The organism is Agromyces albus (assembly GCF_030815405.1).
Classification (GTDB): domain Bacteria; phylum Actinomycetota; class Actinomycetes; order Actinomycetales; family Microbacteriaceae; genus Agromyces; species Agromyces albus_A.
This window is the reverse complement of record NZ_JAUSWX010000001.1, coordinates 3,552,323-3,572,033: the sequence shown is the minus strand read 5'-3', so window position 1 is coordinate 3,572,033 and position 19,711 is coordinate 3,552,323. Positions and strand designations below refer to the sequence as shown.

Genomic DNA, 19,711 nt, shown 5'->3' with positions numbered 1-19,711 from the left:
ATACGAACGATCGTGCGTAAACTGAAGAGCATGGAGGAAATTGATGGCCGACGCTTGCGCGGCGACGCCTCACGGCGCGCCGTACTCTCGAGCGCGGCCGACCTGGCGTCCGTCGAAGGCCTTGACGGGCTCTCGATCGGCCGCCTCGCAACGGCCGCCTCGGTGAGCAAGAGTGGGGTCGCGACGCTCTTCGGCAGCAAGGCGCGGTTGCAGCTCGCCACGGTAGAGGCGGCACGCGAGCGCTTCGTCGCCTCGGTGATCGAGCCGGCGCGTTCCGAGCCGCGCGGCCTCGGCCGAATCGTCGCGCTCCTCGACAACTGGATCGCCTACTCGCGCGACCGTGTGTTCCCGGGGGGCTGCTTCTTCGCGGCCGCGGCGGCCGACTTCGATTCGAAGCCGGGCGACGTGCGCGACGCCCTCGAGCGCGCGCTCGACGACTGGAGCGGCTACCTCGCCGCCTCATTCCGCTTCGCGATCGAGCTCGGCGAACTGCCCGAGCTCAACGACGCCGAGCAGCTCGCCTTCGAGTGCACGGCGCTCCTCGACGCGGCGAACACCCGCTCGGTCATGCACGGCTCGAACACGCCGTACCGCTTCGCGCGCGTCGGCCTCGCCGACCGCCTCACGTCACTCGGCGGCTTGGCCGAGGTGATCGCCCGATTGCGCGACGTCGACGACGAAGCGGTCGCGGCGCCACGCTGATCCGCGAGGGTCAGCGGCCCGGGGCATCCATGTCAGCCATGCTCGTCTGCCTGTGGGGGCAGCACGGCCACGACGGGGTGGTCCTTCGCGATCATGCCGACCTTCGCGGCGCCGCTCCGCGCGCTCCTCTCGTCGCGGAAGCCACCGACAGCCGCATCCGGATGCCGCGGCACTCGACGTGCTCGAGGAGCGCTCGCGGCTCGTGCTCGAGACCCTCGCTGATGCGGGCAGTGTGCGCGCTACGGCATCCGTGCTCTGCATGGCACCATTCGAGCGGGCAGGCACGCCTCGATGCCCTCACGGGCCAGTTGGGGATACGACCCGCGTTCGCCCGCCGGACGGACCCGCTACGCACTCGCCCGAGCGCTTGCGGCGCTCGAGCGACCCGGGCTGGGCTGACCGCTCCGTCGGCCCCACTGTGACGTCTCGGTCGCGGACGGAGCGGATGACGGGCTTCGCAGCCCACCCAATTCGGGGGACAGCTTCCCCGACATCCGCGAGATTCCGGGCCACGACGCCAAAACACCCCATAGGCGGCGCCACCATCGCGGCGTAGTATGCCGCCAAACGCGATACCCGATCGCACTGCAAACCCGAAACACCCGAATACCCGATTTACCCGATTACCCGGTTCACCCGAACCACGGTTCACCCGGACCGTGATTCACCCGAACCACGGTTCACCCGGACCGTGATTCACCGAACCCGGGTCGCCCGAGCCACGGTTCGCCTGAGCCACGGTTCAACCGCCCCATCACCCATTTACCCGATTTCCCGGTCTCCGGTGCCGAGTCAGCTCGACGTACCCGAGCCAGCTCGACGTACCCGAGCCAGCTCGACGTACCCGAGCCAGCTCGACGTACCCGAGCCAGCTCGACGTACCCGAGCCAGCTCGACGTACCCGAGCCAGCTCGACGTACCCGAGCTACCCCTGTTACCCGACCCATCTGCAGTGTCGTCTCAAGGTTTCGCGGGATTGGGATTCCCGTGCCCGAGATCATCCTCGCCCACGACTACCTTACCCAGATCGGTGGCGCCGAACGCGTCGTCGCCGAGTGGGCGAAAGCACTGAGCGCGCATACCGTCGTCACGCTCGCGTACTCGCCGGAGGACACGTTCGACGACTTCCGGCACATGGAGGTGCGCTCGAGCATCCCTCGGTCGCTCGCGAACCAGGTGGAGCGGATGCTGCCCACGCTCCCCTCGATCGCGGAGCACACGGTGGTGTCGGGCGGCGACGTCGCGCTCGTCTCCAGCAGCGGCTGGGCGCATCGATTCGAATTCAAGATCCCGCACGTGGTCTACGTGCACAGTGCTGCCCGTTGGCTCTACGCGGCGGAGGACTACCGGCTGCGGCTGAGTCCCCTGCGCCGGGCCGGGCTCAAGGCGAGCACGCCGCTGTTGCGACGGGGCGATCTCGACGCCATGCGCCGCGCCGACGCCATCCTGTCGAATTCGCTCGTGACCCGCGATCGGATGTGGTCGGCCTACGGCCTCGACTCGGTCGTCGTGAGCCCGCCGGTGGAGCCCGTCGCTCGCGAGGCCAGGCCACCGGCGCGGCGCCTGCCCGATGAGTTCGTGGTCATCGTGGCGCGGGATCGCGGATACAAGAACGTGCCGCTCGCGGTCGATGCCGCGACGATGGCCGGCCTGCCGATCGTCATCGTCGGCGCCGGCTCCGAGGTGCTCGACGCACCCGAGCAGGGCGTCTACGCGCTGGGTCGCGTGACGGATGCCGAGCTGTGCTGGGTGTACCAGCGCGCCTCCGTCGTCGTCGGGGCGGGCCGGGAGGACTTCGGCCTCACGGTGCTCGAGGCGTCGCTCGAGGGTACGCCCGCCGCCACGATCGCCCTGGGCGGCTACCTCGAGACCGTGCGGCCGGGTGTCAACGGTTTCCACGCGGCATCCGCCACGCCGGAGGCACTCGCGACCGCGATCCTCCGCGCACGAGACCTCGACGCCGGCGCCTGCCGAGCCTGGGCCCATCGATTCAGTCGTGACACGCACCTCGCTCGTCTCGCTGGAGTGATGAAAGAGGTGATGCATCGGGTGTGAGCGAATCCCAGGTCAGCCGTTGTCCCGTTGCCTCGCGACGACCGCCTCGCGAACGTCCTCCTCGACGAGGTCCCCGTTGATGTCGCTGCCCGCGAGGTTCCCGGCCGCCATCGCGACGGGCACCGACGACTGAGCGGTCGCGATGTTGCCCGCAGCCCAGAGCCCGCGCACGTTGGTGCGACCCGACGCGTCGACGAGCACCCAGTTGACGCCGTTCTGGCGAATGGAGCGCGCGCGGAGATCGCTCAGCAGGCGGTCGTTCGGCACGGGGCGCGGGGCGACGAAGATCGAGTCGGCGTCGTGCTCGGTTCCGTCGTCGAGGCGGATGCCGCGGAGGCCGCCCCTCTCGTCGCCGACGACCTCCACGGCCGTGCGCGACTCGATCGCGATGCCGCGTGCCTCAAGCCCGACGCGTGCCGCATCTGGGAGGCTCACTCCTTGGGAGTAGAACGTGACGTGTGGCGAGAGCTGCCGCATCAGCTGTGCCTGGTGGGTGTTCGCCGCGTCCGTGGCGATGACGGCGATGCGGCGGTCGCGCACCTCCCATCCGTCGCAGTACGGGCACAGCGCGGCATTGCGGCCCCACTGCTCGGTGAGGCCGGGGATGTCGGGGAGCTCGTCTCGCAGGCCCGTGGCAACGAGCATTCGTCGTGCCGTATGGCGTTCGCCGGTCTCGAGCACGACGTCGAAGCCGATGTCATCGACGTCGAGCGGGGTCGCTGAGACGACCGTGCCTGACTCGATGACGACGTCGTCGTAGCGCGTGAGCTCGGCGCGCCCGGCGGCGAGCAGGTCGAGCGGCGGGGAGTGGTCATGGCCCAGCACGCCGTGCATGTGCGCGGAGAAGCGATTGCGCGGCTCGCCGCCATCGATGACGAGTACGCGGCGGCGCGAGCGGCCGAGCATCAGCGCGGCGCTGAGGCCTGCGCTACCGCCGCCCACGATGATGACGTCCCATTCGGACCGGTGCATGCGTCAACTATGTCAGGAGGCGTCACTCCCGGGCGTAAGATGCCGCAGACGCGACACCGCGAGAGGGGAAGCCGTGCCCGAAGTCGTCCTCGCCCACGATCACCTCGTGAAGGTGGGCGGCGCGGAGCGCGTCCGCCGCGACGCGCACCTCGCCGACTCGGTAGGGTGATCGAAGAGGTGGTGCAGCGGGCGTGAGCGAATCCCAGGTAAGCGTGCCCCTTTCCGTGCGCCTGCGGTTCGGACATGCGGCTGTGCAGCATCTCGCCGATCGAATCGGCGTCGAACTACTCCACATCAAGGGGGCTGCTGTCGAACCATCGTTGCGGCCCGGCGGCTACATGGGCAGCGACGTCGACGTACTGGTGCGGCCGGCGCACATCGCCACGCTCGATCGGGCGATGCGGCGGCACGGATGGCACCTCTACAGCACGTTCGATTACGGCTCGCCGTTCGGCCACGCGCAGACCTACCTCCACCACGCGTGGGGCTACATCGACATCCACCGCTTCTTCCCGGGCATCCGGCTCGAGCCCGAGCGCGCGTTCGACGTGTTCTGGACCGGCCGCCACGAGATCGAGATCGCCGGCATCGGATGCCAGGTTCCGAGCGTGCCCGCGCAGGGCGTGTTGCTCGTGCTCAATGCGGCGCGCTCGACGATGCGTACCAAGCCCGATGTTCAGGTGGTCTGGCACGAAGCCTCCGAGGAGCGCCGCGCGGAGATGCAGTCGCTCGTCTCGGAGCTCGGCGCCCATGTCGCCTTCGCCGCAGCTACCGGCGGCCTTGAAGAGCACCGTGGCGAGCGGGACTACCGGCTATGGAAGATCGTCTCCGAGGGCGGGGCCCGCTCGGCCGAGTGGTGGGCACGCCTGCGCGCTGCCCCGAGCCTCGGGACAGCAATACGCGTCGGGGTCCGCGCGCTGTTCGTGAACGTCGACCACCTCGCGCACCGACTCGGGCGGCCGCCGACTCGCTCCGAGGTCGTCAGTGAGTTCTTCCGACGCCCGGCCCGTGCCCTCCGGGAGGTATGGCTCGGCCTGCGTCAGACGGGAGCGCGACGATGACCCGTCTGCGGCAGGCGGGCGGCGTCGGGATCGTCGAGGACGACGGCACCGTCTACGCGGCGCGCCTGCCCGACGGCCCGATCGTCGTGCTCGACGGAATCGCCGGGCTGATCTGGAGCGAGGCCTGCGGGGGCGACCGCGAGTCGACCGCCGATCGCGTGGCCGAGGCGACGGATGCCGCGCCCGACGCGATCCGCGCCGACGTCGAGGACTTCGTGGCCGACCTCGTGGCGCGCGGGCTGCTGGAGTAGCGCAGAGACCGCGCTCCCCCCACGCCACGAGCTGTGCATTCGCGCGGCTATGATGCCGTGAGGCCCGCCCTCCCGAGATCGAGGGCGAGGTGCGGAGGGAACAGATGGCACGAAGCGGACGCGGCCGGAGTCTGACCTCACAGCTGCGCATGATGCTCGACATGGCCGGCGCTGACCCGAAGCGGTGGCTCATCGGGACGGTCGCCGCGTCGCTCGTGCTCGCGGCGCTCGACACGATCGGCGTAGCTGCGATGGTGCCGCTCACGCAGCTGCTCACCGGCGACACCGAGAGCTGGTTCGTCGAATGGCTCTCGGAGCAGCTCGGGACAACCGACCTATCCACGCTGATCCCCGTCGTGGCCGCGTTCATTACGCTCGTGTTCATCCTCAAGAGCGTCGGCGCGATCGCATTCCGGTGGTGGTTGCTCGGCCGGACGACCCGGATCTCCGCGCTGTCGTCCGCCGAGCTCGCGCGCCGGTACGCGCTCGCGCCGTACGCCGACCACCGGTTGCGCCGCATCAGCGAGATGTACCGCAACATCAACGATGCGACCGTCCAGTCCGCGAGCGTCCTGCTCGGGATTGTGAGCACCGCCTCGGACGCGATCGTACTCCTCGCGATCACCTGCGTGCTCGCGCTCACGTCGCCCGCGGTCACGCTCTTCGCAGTCGTGCTCTTCGGAGTGCTGGTATTCGGCGTGCAGATGCTGCTGCGTCGCCGGCAGTACCGCATCGGCGAGGAGCTCGCCGCGGCCGGGCTCGAGGCTTGGCAGTTCCTCCTGCCCGGACTGGACGGCTTCCGAGAGGCCCGCCTGACATCGAGTGCGAACGCATTCATCGACGGGTTCCGTGCGGCAAGGTTGAAGCGTGCCAGGGCCTCGCGCGTCATGGGCATCCTGGCAGACGCGCCGCGGTACCTGCTCGAGATCGGATTCGTCGTCGCAATCATGGGCATCTCGGCGATCCTGTTCACCACAAGCACTCCCGCCGCGGCGCTGACGGTGCTGGGCGTATTCGCCGCAGCGTCCCTCCGCGCGCTGCCGGCGATGAACCGCGTCGCCGCCAATCTCGCCACCGTGCGGACCGGGCGGGCGGGTCTGGGGATCGTCTCGGCGGCCGTCGACGAACTCGCCGCCGGCGGTCTGCACGACGAACTGCCACGCAACTCGGAGGGGTTCTCGGGCGGCATCACGCTGCGCGACATGAGCTTCCGATTCCCCGACTCCGATGAATATGTTCTGCACGGGATCTCGCTCGGTATCGCCGAAAACCGCACGACCGCGTTCGTAGGCTCGAGCGGCGCCGGCAAGAGCACTCTGCTCGACATCGTCCTCGGCCTGCTCCAGCCCACGGAGGGCTCCGTCGAGGTCGGTGGCCGGCCCATCGCCGACGACCTCGCCGGGTGGTACGCGGGGCTCGGCGTCGTGCCGCAGGACGTATTCCTGCTCAACGACACGCTCATCAGGAACATCGTGTTCGGCGTCGCGCGCGACGACGTCGACATGGTGCGGGTCCGCGAGGTCATCCGGATGTCGCAGCTCGACGGCCTCGTGGCCGAACTGCCCGATGGGCTTGACACGGTCGTCGGCGAGCGCGGTGTTCGGCTCTCGGGCGGGCAGCGGCAGCGCATCGGACTCGCGCGCGCGCTCTACCGGCGGCCCCGCGTGCTCGTGCTCGACGAGGCGACATCAGCGCTCGACAACGTCACCGAGCACGAGATCGCCAAGACGCTCGGCACGCTGCAGGGCACGCTGACGATCGTGATCGTGGCGCACCGCCTGTCGACCGTGCGGCACGCCGACACGCTCGTGTTCCTCAGGGACGGCCAGATAGAGGCTGAGGGCACCTTCGAGGAAGTTCGGGCGCAGAGTCCCGACTTCGCCCGCTTGGTCGAGCTCGGCGAACTCGACTGACTAACCCTGCCGCTGCGGGCCGGCGAGCCGACGTCGGCTTGTAGCACGTGAGCTGTCCGCCCTCAGTGCGGATCCCCGGCGCTCCGATACGCATGGCGCAGTCTAACTGACCGCGCTCGCCGAGCGCCGCCGGGCCCTACCGGTCAGTGATTCAGCTCCCCACAGCGCGGCTACAATCGGCTCACGAGCTGATACGAGGAGCTGATGGGCGGGAAACCAGGGCTGAGTGTTTGCATCGTGACATATGAGCGTCCTGAGTTCCTCGTGCGTTGCTTGCTCTCCCTTCAGGACTCGCTCAGCGATGACACAGAGGTCGTCGTCGTCGACGCATCCGCGGCGGATCAACGCGAACTCGTGCATGCGATCGATCCGTCGATCGTCTACGTCCACGCGGCGCATCTTGCGGGTTGGATGACTCGCTCACGCAATGAAGCCTTGAGATGGGTGCGCGGTGATATCGTCAGCTTCCTCGATGACGATGTGGTCGTTCGTCCGGGCTGGGAAGAGGGTGTCCGGGCGGCCCTCAGCGATGCCAGCGTGGCTGCAGTCTCAGGACGCACCTGTAACGGCGTGCCCGGCGAGGAACTGTATCATCTCCCGATCGGGCGATTACTCCCGGACGGGACCCTCACGGATGGATTCGCGTCACTTCCGGATCGACATATTGTGGATGTCGATCACGGCATCGGCGCGAACATGTCGTTCCGTCGTTCGGTGCTCGCCGTTCTGGGCGGGTTCCGCGATGATTATCCTGGGACTGCCCTTCGCGAGGATACTGACATCTTCCTGAGGCTTCGCGCGATCGGCGCGAGGGCAGTATTTGCCCCCGACGCGGCGGTCGACCATCGGCCTGCGCCGCATGTCCGCGGCGCACGCTTCGACACGCGGTACAAGCTCTACGGTCGCCGAAATCACATGGTCCTGCTCGCCCGTGCCGATGGCATCGGCTCACCGATGCTGAGAAGGTGGATGATTCGGCAATTCCGGTCTGTAGCTGCTGTCCCCGGGGTAGCGGCTAAAATTCGCCGACTGGGGGTCACGGTCATCGGTCTGGCATGGGGGCTCGCCGCATTGCCGCGCGCCGCGCGCTGGCAACCCTTGCCTCCTGAGCGCGACGATCCAACAGGTCGCGAAATACGCGGTCTGCTGGACAGTCGGGCTGGTACGGGAGACCAGTGAGATACTGGGGCGGATCGGCCAGTAACTTCTCCACTCGACCGTAATCCGAGCTATTCTGCGCATGCCGCAACGAGGTGATGAATGCCAGCTGCGGCCAGAAGTGAAGGGAAGACGCCGATGTCGGCAGCGTCTCCGTCCGCGAGTGGTGGGCGCTCGCCGTCTGTCAGCATCGTGCTGGCGACCAATCGCGACAGCCCGTATCTCGCGGAGACGCTGCGAAGCGTCCGGGCACAGACGATGCGGGACTGGGAATTGCTCATCGTCGATAACGGCATTCCGCATCCTCAGCGAGTCGAGCAGTTCATCGAGGGCGACGACCGCATGAGCAAGATCACGATCGAGTCATCGGCAACGGCGGGCGTGGCGAGAAACGTTGGTGTATCGCAAACGACGGCCGAACTCATCACCTTCCTAGACGACGATGACGTGTGGGCTCCGGAGCGGCTCGAACGACATCTCCGCGCGCATTCTGAGCATCCGACTTCACCTGCCACGTTCTCGGGTTACTGGCATATCGACAATGAGGGGCGTCCTTTTGGCGACGACTGGAGGTCACGTCAGACCGACTCGGCTGCGATGTTGAGTGGACGGGCGGACACGCCGCTTGGACCGACTCTCGTCATTCGTCGGTCGGATTTCGTGGCTATCGGTGGGTTCAGTTCTGAGATCCCGATCCTTGCCGACTTCGAGCTCGCCCTTCGGCTCGCGCTTCGAGGTGATCTCGTTTACCTCGACTCGCTCCTGGTCGGCTACCGGCGCCATGCGAACAACATGACATCGACTGCGCCCTCGAATGCTCTGCTACGACGGAATGCTATGGAGGATATGGTCGACCGCCAGCGCTGGGCTGCGGTCGGCCGGGGCAACGTAGAGGCAGCAGGGCTCTTCCGCGAACGACTTGAGCGATTTCGACAAAATGAAGCACGGCTCGCGGGTACAGCGCTGTTCCGATTCTTGAAGCGCCGCGACTACTACCACGCTTGGAGCGAGTTGGCCTGGGGGTTGTCGCGGGCGCCGGTCACCTTCCTAATCACGGTCGCGACCGCGCCTCTCGTCAAGACGAAGGCGATGCTTCGTCGTGGGCGACGCTAGTCCAGGCTCCGCGTGTCGGTGGCGGACCAGCGGGCTCAGGTTCTCCTTTCGTGCGCCTGTGGGAGTCTTCTCGTATGACACGTGAGATCGACACGGGCGTGGGAGGGCGTCCTGACCCCAGGCCGCCAATCGTCACGATTGTGATCCCGCTGTACAACGGCGGCCGGTTCATCGACGAGACGCTGCGGTCGGTGCTCACACAGACGTATAGCCAATTCGAGGTGGTCGTCGTCGACGACGGATCGACCGACGACGGACCGGGCATCGTCCGCACGCACCTGTCGGATCCACGCGTTCAATTGGTGCAGAATCCGCTCCTCGGAGTTGCGGAGGCCCGGAACATGGGAGCAGCACGTGCCTCGGGGCACTCGATGTACCTAGTGTTCCTCGACGCCGACGACCTCTGGGATCCGGAGGCGCTCGGAGCCTTGGTCGACGCAGTCAACCGTCGGCCCGACGCGGCGGGCGCGTTCGTACTCGCCGAGTACATCGACGGTGATGGCAATGTGCTCTATCCTGGCGACTTTCCGCGGCACATGCGCGGGCGTGAGGATCTACGTGGTGAACGTCTGGTCCCGCGCGACAGCACCGCCGACGTGCAGTTCGAGCACCTCTTCCTGTCGAACCTCGTGTACCCGCCCAGCTGTCTTCTGGTGCGCCGTACCGCGTTCGAGGCCGCCGGGGGGTTCGACGGCCGATATCTCGCCGAGGACTGGGAGTTCGTGGTGCGACTGGCGAAACAGGGCCCGTTCGTTCCGGTCGATCGTGTGCTGGTCGGGTATCGCCGGCACGCATTAAACACCTCGGGGAACCGTGCGCGGAACGTCCGAGGCGCGCGTCAGATCTGGGCGGCCGTGTACCACGGCGACTTCGAATCGGACGGCACGCGAAAGCTCATCCGCGGCATCTGGCGAGCACATCAGGCCCGCACCGCTCGACGCAAGCTCGCCGAGGCTCGCGCCCTCATCGTTCGCGGCAAGCTCTTGTGCGGGATGTCGCGGGCCGCTGACGGGATCGCGCACGCGTTGCTGCGCCAGCCGCCTCGCATCTGGATGGCGCAGGGTGCGAAGGTGCGCGAACACGAAGTCCGGTCGACCGTGTTATCCCGCTTCGCCGGCTGAGGAGTCGAGCGCGCCACGCAAGAAGATCAGCGACGATGCGCGGAGTTTCTCGCGTCGTGCCTCGACGGCCTTCCAATCGGTATCTGTGAGCTTCTGCAGCCCTTCCACGCCCGTCGGCTGGGTTGCCAGGCCGTGCTGCGAGATGAGCTCCTCCCAGCGCGCATCCCGCGCGAAGCGGGAGCGAAGCACGATCGGGCGGTGGAACAGCAGTGCGAAGATGCCCGCGTGGAATGAGTCCGTGTACACGACGCTGGCACGTGAGATCGCAGCGACGAAGCCCGCGGGGCCGACGTCGGCGAACGCCTCCTGGTCAAGAGCATGCAGGTCGACGATTGCGAGATCGGCGTCATCGGCATGGAGTCTCAGCCAGGCGTCCTGCTCGGGCGTCGGTCGGCCGAGGAGGAAGCGCACCGCGTAGGGTCCGCTGGTGATGGGTGGCTGCCTCGCGATGAGATCATCCCAGACGGGCCGGCCCACCAGCATCGTGGGATCCACGACGACGGGGACGTCTCGGCCGGTCAGCTCTGCGACGATTCGGCGGCCGTTGGATTCCCGAACCGACATGTTCGGGATCCCTTGCAGCCACGTGCGGTACCGGGAGCGGAGGAACCCCTGCACGTGCTCGACGCCGAAGCTCGCGGCATATGCGATCCGCTGCGACTCGCCGACGAAGTCCAAGAAGTCGATGCCCTGCGCCCGTCGGTAGGTCGGGTTCCACACCTGATCCGATCCGACGATGGCGCAGGAATAGCGGTCCGCCCAGTAATCTGAGGGCATCTCTGAGTAGCGATGCGGCGAAGAAGCGAGGTGTGCGCGGGCGAACTCTCCGATGGCAGATCGTCGTTGCTCCAGGAAGGCCGGCGACTGCGGAGATCCGCGGCCCAACCGCCCTCTGGTTCGAGTCCAGGCCCTGCCCGCGACGCCAACGGCGTCGTGACGGAGATCGTCAAGGATCCGCGGAGCGAGGAGTGCGCGCTCCCACGCCGGTGGCCGATTCCGGAGGGTCTCCGGCTCCCACCCGAGCGAGCGCACGACCTCCTGGAGCGCGAAGTTCTGCAGCCGGTTGCCGTAGTTCGTGTCGTCGTTGATCGTGACGATCGCCACCCTGCGGTCGATCATCGAGGTCGACCGCGCCGCTGGACGGATGGGATGCCCATTCAGTCAGACTAATGGCGCACCGCATGTGGGGTGCGATACTGGACCGAATCACACCGAAGGACCGGGCATGACTTCGACGAGCACGCGCCGAGAACTCTGGCGTGAGCGGATCGCCGACTTGTGGGCGAACACGTGGCGCTGGGTGCTCGCCGCTTTCGGTGCGGTCACGGCCACGTATTTCATCCTCGAGCGCGGGGTTGTGGGCGGCGCCACGTTCGCCGTGGTCGTCGGCGCGTTGGTCATCGCGGCCGTTCTCACCACATCGACGCCTCTCGCCATCGCGTTGTTCGCGATGCCGGGCCTGCTGATCTCCCAGCGCATCGGCCTCGGCGGGGGCGACCTCTCAGTATCGGATGCCGCGCTCGCGGCTGCCTTCGGCACGGCACTATTGCTCGGCCATCGGCCCTACAGCAAACCGTTGCGTCAACTGCTGCTGATCAATCTCGTATACCAGTTCGCCACGCTGTTCACCGTCGTCGTGAACCCATACGCGCTCAACACGATCGAGTGGTTCCACGCGTGGATACTCGTTTCGGGCGCGCTCATCGTCGGGTGGGCGCTCGGCGCTGCGGGGCACGCGAGGCTCGCTCTCTCCCTCATCGTGTTCACCACGTGCGCATTCGCGATGCTCACGGTCGTGGAGGCCGCATTCCAGTATGCGGTCGGAAACTTCGGTCCGGCGACACCGAGCTGGCCGTTCTCGATGCACAAGAATTTCATCGGAACGGTGCTCGCGTTCGGAGCGATCATCGCGTACCTCAACCCCGACTGGGTGGGATGGACGAAGGGCTGGGCACGGTTCGCGTTCGGGCTGATGGCCGCGGGAATCGTGGTGGCACAGTCCCGTCAGGCACTCATCGGCCTGGCGGCCGCCATCGTGGTCGCGGTGCTGCGCCGGAGTACCACCGGACGCTCCCGACTGGTACTCCTTCTGCTGATCCCCGCGGCCTGGCTCGTGATCTCGATGGTGGTCGACCAGATCGAATCACAGAACCGGCACAATTCGGTGTTCCAGCGAGTCGAGTGGCTCCGCGAGGTGTACCACTTCTGGCGAGAGTCGCCGATCTTCGGGCACGGACTCCGCTACTGGTACAACCCCGGCGAACTGCCATACCAGCCGCCGCAGGCAGAATTGGAGGTTCTCGCCTCCGCGGGGGTCGTCGGGCTCATCGGGTTCCTCGTGATGTGGATCGGCGTGCTCGTCGCGCTCTGGCATGTCGACCCGCGGTTCGGCACCCTGGCTGTCGCGGTGCTGCTCAGCCGCTTCGTGCAGTCGCAGTTCGACCTGTTCTGGGTTGCCGTCCAGGTCTCGGTTCCATTCGTGGTCGCGGGCATCTGTCTGGGCGCGATGGATCATGAGCGAAGCACGAAAGAGGGGCCTGACGAGCTCGTCACCCGAGTGCCCCTCGGCCGGCGCGTGCCATTCAGTGCCGGCGTCGGCTGGCGTCGATGAACCCGATTGCACGCACATCGGGGACCATTGGCATACCATGGACCCTACCCATGGAAGGGTCTGCCGCGCCGCGGTAACTCCTTGGCCAGCAGGGAGGTTGCATGGAGCTCCGCGACTACCTGCGCGGACTGCGCAGGCACTGGATCGCCATCCTGCTGATGACGATCGTCGGCGCCGGCGCGGGATACGGCTGGACGCTGCTCCAGACCCCCGTCTACGTCGCGGGTGCGAGCGGCTACGTTTCGTCGACCGGTGTGGAGGATCTCGGCACCTCGACACTCGGCGACTCGCTGGCCAGGTCCAAAGTGGCCACCTACCTCGAGATCGCGGGATGGCGCACGGTCGCCGAGCACGCGATCGAAGAACTCGGTCTGAGCACCACGCCCGAGGCCCTCGTGCAGCGGATCGAGGTGTCGAACCCCGTCGACACGACGTTCATCAAGGTCAGCGCACAGGGCCCGTCGCCGGAGTCTGCCCGAGCGCTCGCAGAGGCGTGGATCGATGCGATGAAGGTCGAGATCGACGGCCTGGACGGTGACGGCAGCCCGGGCTCCGCCCCCGTCACAGTTCTTCCCCGGCGATGTGGCCTCGCTGCCCTCATCACCGAGCTTTCCCGACGTGCAGACCGCGGTGTCGGTCGGCGGCATTCTCGGTCTCGGCTTCGGCATCGCGTTCGCGATGATCCGCACGGTGTCCGATCGGCGCATCCGGGCGGCAGACGATGTCGAGCAGCGCACCGGCGTCGCCGTCGTCGGCACGATTCCGATCGTGCCGGGCCTCGACGACGAGACCAGGCTGATCGAACCTTCGACCCAGTCCACCGGCAAGAACGGCACCTTCGCGGTTTCCGAGGCACTCCGTGCGCTGCGCACCAACCTCCAGTTCATGGACGTCGACCACCCGCCCAAGACGATCGTGGTCACCAGTCCGCTTCCTGGCGACGGCAAGTCGACGATCGCGTGCAACCTCGCGCTCACGCTCGCGGCGGGTGGGTCCCCTGTGGTGCTTGTCGATGGCGACCTGCGCAGGTCGATGGTCGCGAAGACGATGGGGCTGCCCGGCGGCGCCGGGCTCAGCGACGTACTCGCGGGCCGGGCAACTCTCGTCGAGGTTCTCCAGCACACGCCGAAGGCGAGCAACCTCCTGGTGCTCGCGGCAGGCAGTGTTCCCCCGAATCCGAGCGAGGTGCTCGGCTCGGAGCGCATGCACGCGCTGATCGCTGAACTGACCAAGCACGCGACCGTGATCATCGACGCCCCGCCGCTCCTGCCTGTAACGGATGGCGCAGTGCTGACCCATCAGGCCGACGGCGCGCTGGTTGTGATCACCCTCCGGAAGACGACCTTCGACCTGCTCGACAAGGCCCTCGACACCTTGCACAAAGCGCGCGGTCGGGCGCTCGGCATCGTGCTGAACCGGGCGCCGCTGCGCGGAGCCGACGCGGCGGCCTACTCGTATGAGTACCGTCGCGACTACACGACATCGGCGGATGGGGAGGCGCTCCCCGCCGAGGAACCCACCCCCGCCGTGGCGTCGCGCGACGCCGACTCCGACTCCGACGACCTCGTGGCCGAGACTCCGGCGGCGCCGTCACGCCGGAGTGGGCGCCGCACGTGACGCGTGGACCACGGAGCTCCTGACACCGCGGATCCAGCGGTCGTCGCGCGACCGCGTATCGCACTCGTCAGCTCCTCGTACGCACCGTATGTCGGCGGGGTCGAGGAGCATGTGCGCCAAGTCGCCCGGCAACTGAAGAGCGACGGCGTCGATGTCGAAGTCTGGACAGTCGATCGCGGCGAATCGCTCGGCATCCGCGATGTGGAAGGCGTGACCGTGCGCTACCTGCCGACACCGCTGCCCGCTGCGTCGCCGGGCGCCGTACTCCGGTTCCTGCTTCGGCTGCCGTCCGCGTGGCGTCGCTGGGCGGACGCGCGTCGCCGGTTCGAGCCCGACCTCGTGCACGTCCAGTGCTTCGGCCCGAACGGCGTCTACGCGCTCGCGATCGGACGGCGCTTCAAGCTGCCGCTCATCGTCACGTCGCACGGCGAGACGGTCGCCGACGATCACGCGGTGTTCTCGCGTTCGGCGTTGCTCCGCTTCGCTCTGCGGCGCGCCCTGGCCGCGGCGACAGCGGTCACCGCTCCGTCGCAGTTCGTCATCGACGATTTGCGGGCGAGCCACGGCCTGATCGGCGGCACAGTCGTGCCGAACGGCGTTGACCTCGAAACTCCGGATGACCCCGAAGGTGCTCCCGAGGGTCGGTACCTGCTCGGCGTTGGGCGTTTGGGCCACATGAAGGGCTTCGACCTGCTGATCGACGCATTCGCCCGAGCAGAGCTCGCTCGCGACATCCGGTTGGTCATCGCGGGCGATGGACCCGAGCGGGATCGCCTGCAGGCGGCGGCGGAGCAGCTCGGCCTCGGAGATCGCGTCGAGTTCGCGGGCCGACTGGATGCCGCGGCAGTCGCCGGCGCGATGTCGGTCGCGCTCGCCGTGGTCGTTCCGAGCCGCATGGAAGCGTTCGGCATCGTGGCGCTCGAGGCGTGGCGCAGTGGGGCGCCGCTGGTCATGACGAACCGGGGAGGCGCGTCCGAGTTTGTGCGCGACGGGGTCGACGCGATCCTGGTCGACCCCGAGGACCCGGTCGCGCTCGGTAGTGCGCTCTCGCGCGTGAGCGCCGACGAGCGTTTCCGGGTGCAACTCGCCGCCGCCGGTCGCACGCGGGTCGGCGAGTTCACGTGGGTGCGCGTGGCGCGCGCGTACGAGGAACTGTACGCCGCGATACCCCTCAGAGACGGGGCCGCGGCATGAGCTACTCCGGGGCACTCACGAGACGACTCCGGCAGTTGAGGCGCGCTGCAGTCGCCACCACCCGACGCCCGATGTGGCGTGGCGGCATCGTGGTGCCCACGCACTGGTGGGACGGTCATCCGAACTTCGGTGACGACCTCACGCCGTGGCTCCTCCCCAATTACGGGGTATTGCCGATCCACCGGGTCGCCTCCCGTGCGCGGCTCGCGGGCGTGGGGAGCATCCTGGAGTTTCTGCCAGCCGACTGGGACGGCGTCGTCTGGGGAAGCGGCCTCTTGCATGGAGAGCCGCACCCGCTGCCGCGGGCGCGGGTGCTCGCGGTGCGCGGACACCTGACGCGAGAACTGATCGGCGCACCCGACGTGGTTGCGCTCGGCGACCCGGGGATCCTCGTGGCGCGTCACCGGCCGCGGCCGGAGCAGCGATGGGACGTCGTGCTCGTGCCGCACGGCCACCACCGATCGCACGTGCCGTTCCTCGCGCTCGCCGAGTCGGCCGGCCAGCGCGTGCGTATGGTGAATGTGCATCAGTCTGCGGAACGCGTGGTTCGCGAGATCGCGGCCAGCGGTGTCGTCATCACCACGTCCCTGCACGGACTGGTCACGGCCGATGCGTACGGGATCCCTGCCGTTTGGACCACGCTCGATCCACCGCTCAGCGGCGGCGCCTTCAAGTTCCACGACTACGAGTCGGTGGTCACGCCCGGCATGTCGCGGTTCGTTCGATTCGGGCTCGGGATTTCGCTCGCAGAGATGCTCGCATCGGCGACTGCTGCGCCGCGGGAGACCGTCGAGGCGTCCTGCAATGCGCTCGAAGCCTCGGCGGCTTTGCTGCCTGAGGTGCTGGCTTCGCCCGGCCGGTTCCCGAGAGACGTGCTCCGGTTGCTCGCGGGTCGCGCATGACCGTGGTCATGCCAGCGACGCCCACACGCGGGCGTGCTCCTCGGCGCACCGTTCCCACGTGAAGCGGGCGGCTCGTTCACGCGCCGCCCGGACAAGGGCACCGGTCGCGTCCCCGCGGGTCGCCTCGAGCAGGCCGCCCGCAATTCCCGCACCGGTCGGGTCGACGAGGATGCCGGTGCCCCCCACGACCTCGGGCAGCGAGCTCGTCGCCGCGGCGACGACCGGCACGTTCGCGGCCATCGCCTCGAGCGCGGGCAGGCCGAATCCCTCGTACAGCGAGGGAACGACGACGGCGCCCGCGGCTGCGACGACGCCGGGCATGACCTCATCAGGCAGGCGCCCCGTCAAAACGACACCCGGCATACCGTCGAAGAGTTCATTGCGACGTCGATGCGGCGGACCGGCGAGCACGAGACTGAGGCCGGGTCGTTCTCGATGCACCAGCGGCCAGGCCTCGGCCAGTGCCTCGAGGTTCTTCCGGCGGGATGCGCCGCCGGCGTGCAGCACGTACTCTTCGGGTATTCCGAGCGATCGACGGGTGTCGATGGGCAGCGGGTCGGCGTCGAAGAACCGATCCTCGACGCCGTTGTGCACCACGTGCGGCTCCGTGATCCCCAGCAACTCGACGGCCTCGCGCGCGCTGAACTCCGAGACGCAGATCACCGCCGCCGCTCGCCGCGCTTCCTCGATCGCCGCGGGCACCGGCAGCGATTCATCGGGGAATCGCCACGCGACGACATCGTGAATTGTGATCACGTCCATCCCAGGGGCGGGCGGGAGTTCGAGGTTCATCCGGTGCGTGACCGTGTTGCGGCCGTACAACAGCCTTCCGAGCGCCCGTCGTACCGCTGGCGACGCCGACGATACCCGTGCGACCGGAAATCGCCGGTCACCAGGAAGCTTGGACCGCAATGAACGCACGACGAGGCGGCGGACATTCCAAGCGCGATCGTCCACAGATTGCAACCCGGCCGCAGCGCGACGGGTGACCTGGTCCTGGTACATCTGCGCACCCATCGGAGTCTCGGTCGCCATCGTCACGATGGTCAACCGTGGGTGCGTCGGATCAAGTCCGATGGTGCTCACCTCCGACCTGGTCCGAAGCCGAACGGGTTGGGCTGCAGCAGCCATTGGATTCCCAGAGTAGAGGAGTCCTGAGTTCGGCGTGCGCCGTCCCCCCTTCTGGGCCTCCGATCGAGGCTGAAAGAGGCGTGGGGGCGGGTAGGCTCCGTGGTATGCCAACAGCCTTCGACGTGCGTGCACTGGAGAGCAGGGTGCGCATCGAGCTTGATGACTCGTTGAGTGCCGCCGACCAGGAGTCGATCAAGGCGCACTGGGTCGACCTCACCCACGACGGAGCCGGCGAGCCCGACCTCGTCGTCCGCGCCGGCCTGGGCGACCACTCAGATTCATCCCACGGTTCGTACTCGGTGCGCGCGGACTCGGCCGAGGCGCTCGCCCAGCGAATCAGCTCGGACGTCACGATCGGGGCCATCGGTGGGCTTCGGGGCGAGGCGCTCATGCTCCACGCAAGCGCCGTGGCCCTCGATGACGGGCGCGTGATCGGCTTCGTCGGGCCATCAGGCCGTGGGAAGACCACTGCCTCCCAGACGCTCGGCCGCATCTACGGCTACGTGACCGACGAAACGCTGGCGGTGCGCGCCGACGGTTCGGTCATAACGTATCCCAAGCCGCTTTCGATCGGGTCGTGGCCTGGGGTGAAGGTCACGGAGCCTGCTTCGACACTCGGCCTCCGTGCTGCGCCAGCCGACGGCCTGCGCCTCGCGGCGATCGTGCTGCTCGACCGGCGGCCGGACATTGAGCAGCCGTTCGTGGAATCGGTGCCGATCATCGAGGCGCTGTCCGAACTCATTCCGCAGACGAGTTACCTGTCGGCGCTCGAGCGCCCGCTCCGGACCCTCCTCGAGGCGATACTCTCGACCGGCGGAGTGCGCCGAGTCGTATATTCCGAGGCAGCGTCGCTGCCCCCGCTCATCGATGGCGTGCTCCGGGAGATCGACGACGATGCGCCAGTGCTCACGGATGTCGCGAGGATGTCCGAACGCGAGTGCGACTGCTTCTCGGGAGCTGCAGAGAGGCGGTCTGATCCTTCACTGGCCGAGCGACCCGGCGCGTTCTGGCGGGCGACGTATATCGATGCTCTAATTGTCGATGACTCGCTGATCGTGTTGGTGTCGGGTAGTGCGGTCGTCCTCGCCGGCGTCGGCCCGACCCTGTGGCTTGCTGCCGATGGCCTCACCGAAGCGGAGTTCCAAGAGATCGCGTTGCGAGAGCTTCCTGACCCCCCTTCCGGCATTGACGCCGCCGTGGTCATTTCCGACGCCGTGCAAAGCATGGTGGAGAAAAGGATCCTCGTCCGCACGTGAGCCGGTCCCCCGAATGAGGGGTGATATAGCGCTCGACGAACCTTTAGAGTTGGCTGAGTAACCCGAACTGCGGCCATACCCACCGCACAGGAAGGCACTATCATGAGTGACCTCGAAGAACCGAAGCCTGGCGTCAGCCGCCGCACGGTCGCGAAGGCGATGGCGTGGTCCGTTCCTGCGGTTGCGCTCGCCGTCCCGACGCCTGCCTACGCGGCGTCGCCCGGCGTCATCACGGTCACCGGCGCAGGCTGCAAGCTGCCGGGCGCCTCGCAAAACGCCGTGTTCAAGGGATACGCGTTCAGGGCAACCATCTCCAACACGACGAACACCGCGATCACCGTCACGATCGTCGACATGACCCTGGATGGCGACGATCTCGGTAACGTCGGCGTCATCCGTCTCGACCCCTGTACAGACCTGGGAACGAATACGTTCACTGTGGCGGCGAACAGCACCTTCGATGTAGCACTCCTCACTCAGAACGCCGCCACCAGTGCGAACGGCCAGCTCATCATCAGCTACACGGTGGATGGCGGTCCCGTACAGCAGGTGAGCACGGATGCGAACGCTTCACCCCCGATCCAGGGAGCATCCTGCACGGCGTTCTCGGACAGCGAGCAGGACTGCATCGTCAGCGAAGCATAGTTCGGCTGC

The 19,711-nt window shown here is 67.6% G+C and carries 17 protein-coding genes and 1 pseudogene; 15 read left to right on the top strand and 3 right to left on the bottom strand.

Features of this window, described 5'->3' with window-relative positions; all coding sequences use genetic code 11:
* The first annotated feature begins 30 nt into the window (after positions 1-30).
* Positions 31-702, top strand: coding sequence for a TetR/AcrR family transcriptional regulator (locus QFZ29_RS16925; RefSeq protein ID WP_306895282.1), 672 nt, complete (start codon positions 31-33; stop codon positions 700-702).
* A 987-nt stretch (positions 703-1,689) separates the two neighbouring features.
* Complete coding sequence (locus tag QFZ29_RS16920) at positions 1,690-2,757, top strand: glycosyltransferase (protein ID WP_306895280.1); 1,068 nt, start codon at positions 1,690-1,692, stop codon at positions 2,755-2,757.
* Positions 2,758-2,769: 12 nt separating this feature from the next.
* Here QFZ29_RS16920 and QFZ29_RS16915 read toward each other — a convergent pair whose 3' ends face one another.
* A complete protein-coding gene (locus tag QFZ29_RS16915; RefSeq protein WP_306895279.1) occupies positions 2,770-3,729 on the bottom strand; it encodes an NAD(P)/FAD-dependent oxidoreductase in 960 nt (319 codons plus the stop codon).
* A 191-nt stretch (positions 3,730-3,920) separates the two neighbouring features.
* Between QFZ29_RS16915 and QFZ29_RS16910 the strand changes: the two genes are divergently transcribed.
* From QFZ29_RS16910 to QFZ29_RS16885, 6 genes are all read left to right on the top strand, one after another.
* Positions 3,921-4,790 carry a nucleotidyltransferase family protein gene (locus QFZ29_RS16910; protein ID WP_306895277.1) on the top strand — a complete coding sequence of 290 codons (870 nt, stop codon included), beginning with the start codon at positions 3,921-3,923 and terminating at the stop codon, positions 4,788-4,790.
* Complete coding sequence (locus tag QFZ29_RS16905; protein WP_306895275.1) at positions 4,787-5,041, top strand: PqqD family protein; 255 nt, start codon at positions 4,787-4,789, stop codon at positions 5,039-5,041. Before QFZ29_RS16910 ends, QFZ29_RS16905 begins: the two co-directional genes overlap by 4 nt.
* A gap of 161 nt (positions 5,042-5,202) precedes the next feature.
* Positions 5,203-6,954 carry an ABC transporter ATP-binding protein gene (locus QFZ29_RS16900; RefSeq protein WP_306895273.1) on the top strand — a complete coding sequence of 584 codons (1,752 nt, stop codon included), beginning with the start codon at positions 5,203-5,205 and terminating at the stop codon, positions 6,952-6,954.
* 204 nt (positions 6,955-7,158) lie between these two features.
* The gene (locus QFZ29_RS16895) at positions 7,159-8,133 is read left to right on the top strand and encodes a glycosyltransferase family 2 protein (protein WP_306895271.1); all 975 of its coding nucleotides are present in this window, start codon (positions 7,159-7,161) and stop codon (positions 8,131-8,133) included.
* A gap of 81 nt (positions 8,134-8,214) precedes the next feature.
* A complete protein-coding gene (locus QFZ29_RS16890; protein ID WP_306895269.1) occupies positions 8,215-9,225 on the top strand; it encodes a glycosyltransferase family A protein in 1,011 nt (336 codons plus the stop codon).
* A gap of 74 nt (positions 9,226-9,299) precedes the next feature.
* Positions 9,300-10,346 carry a glycosyltransferase family 2 protein gene (locus QFZ29_RS16885; RefSeq protein WP_306895267.1) on the top strand — a complete coding sequence of 349 codons (1,047 nt, stop codon included), beginning with the start codon at positions 9,300-9,302 and terminating at the stop codon, positions 10,344-10,346.
* Here QFZ29_RS16885 and QFZ29_RS16880 read toward each other — a convergent pair.
* On the bottom strand, positions 10,326-11,465 hold the full coding sequence (locus tag QFZ29_RS16880) for a polysaccharide pyruvyl transferase family protein (RefSeq protein WP_306895264.1): 1,140 nt from the start codon (positions 11,463-11,465) through the stop codon (positions 10,326-10,328). The two genes, QFZ29_RS16885 and QFZ29_RS16880, sit on opposite strands and share 21 nt — an antisense overlap.
* A 106-nt stretch (positions 11,466-11,571) precedes the next feature.
* Here QFZ29_RS16880 and QFZ29_RS16875 point away from each other — a divergent pair, with 106 nt between their 5' ends.
* The 5 genes and pseudogenes from QFZ29_RS16875 to QFZ29_RS16860 all read left to right on the top strand — a co-directional run bounded on the left by QFZ29_RS16875 (position 11,572) and on the right by QFZ29_RS16860 (position 16,670).
* Positions 11,572-12,957, top strand: a complete 1,386-nt coding sequence (locus QFZ29_RS16875; protein ID WP_306895263.1) for an O-antigen ligase family protein — start codon at positions 11,572-11,574, stop codon at positions 12,955-12,957.
* A gap of 101 nt (positions 12,958-13,058) precedes the next feature.
* Positions 13,059-13,289: pseudogene (locus QFZ29_RS20445) on the top strand (Wzz/FepE/Etk N-terminal domain-containing protein); the annotation flags it as partial.
* A 286-nt stretch (positions 13,290-13,575) separates the two neighbouring features.
* The gene (locus QFZ29_RS16870) at positions 13,576-14,574 is read left to right on the top strand and encodes a CpsD/CapB family tyrosine-protein kinase (RefSeq protein ID WP_306895261.1); all 999 of its coding nucleotides are present in this window, start codon (positions 13,576-13,578) and stop codon (positions 14,572-14,574) included.
* 3 nt (positions 14,575-14,577) lie between these two features.
* The gene (locus QFZ29_RS16865; protein WP_306895259.1) at positions 14,578-15,768 is read left to right on the top strand and encodes a glycosyltransferase family 4 protein; all 1,191 of its coding nucleotides are present in this window, start codon (positions 14,578-14,580) and stop codon (positions 15,766-15,768) included.
* Positions 15,765-16,670, top strand: a complete 906-nt coding sequence (locus tag QFZ29_RS16860; RefSeq protein ID WP_306895257.1) for a polysaccharide pyruvyl transferase family protein — start codon at positions 15,765-15,767, stop codon at positions 16,668-16,670. The genes QFZ29_RS16865 and QFZ29_RS16860 overlap by 4 nt, the downstream gene beginning before the upstream one ends.
* Positions 16,671-16,676: 6 nt before the next feature.
* Here the strand turns inward: QFZ29_RS16860 and QFZ29_RS16855 are convergent, their stop codons facing one another.
* Positions 16,677-17,426: a glycosyltransferase gene (locus QFZ29_RS16855; RefSeq protein WP_306895255.1), complete on the bottom strand. Its 750-nt coding sequence runs from the start codon at positions 17,424-17,426 to the stop codon at positions 16,677-16,679.
* A gap of 374 nt (positions 17,427-17,800) precedes the next feature.
* Here QFZ29_RS16855 and QFZ29_RS16850 point away from each other — a divergent pair, with 374 nt between their 5' ends.
* On the top strand, positions 17,801-19,057 hold the full coding sequence (locus tag QFZ29_RS16850; RefSeq protein ID WP_306895253.1) for a hypothetical protein: 1,257 nt from the start codon (positions 17,801-17,803) through the stop codon (positions 19,055-19,057).
* A 102-nt stretch (positions 19,058-19,159) separates the two neighbouring features.
* The gene (locus QFZ29_RS16845; RefSeq protein WP_306895251.1) at positions 19,160-19,702 is read left to right on the top strand and encodes a hypothetical protein; all 543 of its coding nucleotides are present in this window, start codon (positions 19,160-19,162) and stop codon (positions 19,700-19,702) included.
* Positions 19,703-19,711 lie beyond the last annotated feature (9 nt).

What these genes read in the sequence shown, in the direction of transcription:
- QFZ29_RS16845 (WP_306895251.1), top strand. Translation starts at nt 19,160, where the DNA reads ATGAGTGACCTCGAAGAACCGAAGCCTGGCGTCAGCCGCCGCACGGTC.
- QFZ29_RS16860 (WP_306895257.1), top strand. Translation starts at nt 15,765, where the DNA reads ATGAGCTACTCCGGGGCACTCACGAGACGACTCCGGCAGTTGAGGCGC.
- QFZ29_RS16885 (WP_306895267.1), top strand. Translation starts at nt 9,300, where the DNA reads ATGACACGTGAGATCGACACGGGCGTGGGAGGGCGTCCTGACCCCAGG.
- QFZ29_RS16875 (WP_306895263.1), top strand. Translation starts at nt 11,572, where the DNA reads ATGACTTCGACGAGCACGCGCCGAGAACTCTGGCGTGAGCGGATCGCC.
- QFZ29_RS16925 (WP_306895282.1), top strand. Translation starts at nt 31, where the DNA reads ATGGAGGAAATTGATGGCCGACGCTTGCGCGGCGACGCCTCACGGCGC.
- QFZ29_RS16915 (WP_306895279.1), bottom strand. Translation starts at nt 3,729, where the DNA reads ATGCACCGGTCCGAATGGGACGTCATCATCGTGGGCGGCGGTAGCGCA.
- QFZ29_RS16905 (WP_306895275.1), top strand. Translation starts at nt 4,787, where the DNA reads ATGACCCGTCTGCGGCAGGCGGGCGGCGTCGGGATCGTCGAGGACGAC.
- QFZ29_RS16895 (WP_306895271.1), top strand. Translation starts at nt 7,159, where the DNA reads ATGGGCGGGAAACCAGGGCTGAGTGTTTGCATCGTGACATATGAGCGT.
- QFZ29_RS16880 (WP_306895264.1), bottom strand. Translation starts at nt 11,465, where the DNA reads ATGATCGACCGCAGGGTGGCGATCGTCACGATCAACGACGACACGAAC.
- QFZ29_RS16890 (WP_306895269.1), top strand. Translation starts at nt 8,215, where the DNA reads ATGCCAGCTGCGGCCAGAAGTGAAGGGAAGACGCCGATGTCGGCAGCG.
- QFZ29_RS16900 (WP_306895273.1), top strand. Translation starts at nt 5,203, where the DNA reads ATGGCCGGCGCTGACCCGAAGCGGTGGCTCATCGGGACGGTCGCCGCG.